This is a genomic window from Cellulomonas sp. IC4_254 (assembly GCF_011603975.1).
Classification (GTDB): Bacteria; Actinomycetota; Actinomycetes; order Actinomycetales; family Cellulomonadaceae; genus Cellulomonas.
The window spans coordinates 1-1,895 of sequence record NZ_JAANNB010000344.1 but is presented as its reverse complement, the minus strand read 5'-3'; the positions used below and the strand labels follow the sequence as shown (position 1 = coordinate 1,895).

Annotated in this window: 1 protein-coding gene; it reads left to right on the top strand. The window is 75.4% G+C overall.

Annotation, left to right across the window (positions count from 1 at the left end):
- The first annotated feature begins 40 nt into the window (after window positions 1-40).
- The gene (murJ, locus tag G6556_RS18615) at window positions 41-1,750 is read left to right on the top strand and encodes a murein biosynthesis integral membrane protein MurJ (protein ID WP_166944611.1); all 1,710 of its coding nucleotides are present in this window, start codon (window positions 41-43) and stop codon (window positions 1,748-1,750) included.
- Window positions 1,751-1,895 lie beyond the last annotated feature (145 nt).

Sequence of the window (1,895 nt, the reverse complement as noted above, 5' to 3'; positions counted from 1 at the left end):
ACCGCTCCGCCGGCGCACCCCCCGAAGGACAGGACCAGCCATGACCTCCCCCGCCACCGGCGCCGCCGGCGACCCGGACGGCACCGCGGCCGGCGCGACCGCCGGCGGCGGCACGGACGCCGGCACCGGCGCCCCGGCCGGGACCACGGTCCGCACGCCCGGGCTCGGCCGGTCCTCGCTGATCATGGCGTCCGGCACCGCGGCCTCCCGCGTGCTCGGCGTGGTGAACACCGCCCTGCTCGGGTGGGCGATCGGCGTCACCGGGCACATCGCGAACGCGTTCTCCGTCGCGAACAAGCTGCCGAACACGCTCTACCTGCTGATCGCGGGCGGCGTGCTCAACGCGGTGCTGGTGCCCCAGGTGGTCCGCGCGTACCAGCGCGCCGACGGGCAGCAGTACGTCGACCGGCTGCTCACCGTGGGCATCGTGCTGCTCGGCGGCCTGACCGTGGTGCTCACCGCGGCCGCACCGCTGTTCGTCGCGTTCTACTCGTCGTTCCCCGACCCCGAGGTCACCCGAGTCGCGACGGCCCTCGCCTTCTGGTGCATCCCGCAGGTGTTCTTCTACGGGCTGTACTCGCTGCTCGGCCAGGTGCTGAACGCCCGCGGCTCGTTCGGCCCGTACATGTGGGCGCCGGTCGTCAACAACGTCGTGTTCATCGCCGGGCTGCTCGTGCTCGTGCAGGTGTTCGGGCGGAACAGCGACGGCGCCGACGCCGGCTCGTGGACCGCCGGGCAGACCGCGCTCCTCGGTGGCGCCGCCACGCTCGGCATCGTCGTCCAGGCGCTCGTGCTGCTGGTCCCGCTGTACCGCAGCGGGTTCCGCTACCGCCCCCGGTGGGGGCTGCGCGGGTCCGGTCTGGGCAGCGCCGGCCGGGTCGCGACCTGGACCTTCCTCGGGCTGCTCATCGGGCAGGTGGGCGTCTGGCGGATCAGCGTGGTCGCGAGCTCCGTCGCCACCGAGGGCGCCGCCGGCAACGCCGTCTACGACCGCGCGTTCCTCATCTTCATGCTGCCGCACTCGCTGGTGACGGTGTCCCTGGCGACCGCGCTGTTCACCCGGCTGTCCGGTCGTGCCGCCGCCGGCGACACCGCGGCGGTCCGCGCCGACCTCTCCCTCGGGCTGCGCACGGTCGGCGTGTTCACGGTGCTGGCGACGACCGGCATCGCCGTCCTGGCGTTCCCGCTCGGCCGGGCGCTGTTCCCCAAGTCGCCGGACGGCGAGGTGCACGCGCTCGCCACGACGGTCGTCGCCCTCGTGCTCGGCCTCGTCGCGTTCGGCGTCTGGTCGCTGTGCCAGCGCGTGTACTACGCCTACGAGGACGCCCGGTCGATGGTGCCGGTCCAGGTGGTGATGGCGGTCGTGGTCGTCGGCGGGACCGAGCTGGGCCGGGCCACCCTGGACGACCGGTACTGGGTCGCGGCCGCCTGCCTCTCGATGGCGGTCTCCTACGCGGTCGGCGCGGCCGTCGCCCTCGTGTCGGTGCACCGGCGGCTGGGCGGGTTCGACGGGCGGCGCGTGCTGGCGCTGCACCTCAAGGCCGGGGTCGGCGCGGTGCTCGCCGCGGGTGCGGGTCTCGGGCTGCTCGCCCTGCTCGGGCCGGTCGACACCTGGGGCCGCGCGGTGCTGGCCTGCGTGCTCGGCGGCGCCGTCATGTCGGCCGTCTACGTCGGCGTGCTGCTCCTGCTCCGGGTGCGCGAGCTGCGGACGCTCACCGCCCCGCTCCTGCGGCGGATCGGGCGCGCGTGACGGTCTGGCCGGGCGCCCCCCGGACGGCCTCCGAGCGGCCCCGCGTCGGACGCGGGACCCGCCCGCCCGTCTAGCATGACGGGGAGCCTCGGCCCCACCGGCCGGGCTCGCCGCACACCGACGACCGGACGGAGGACGAGTGGTG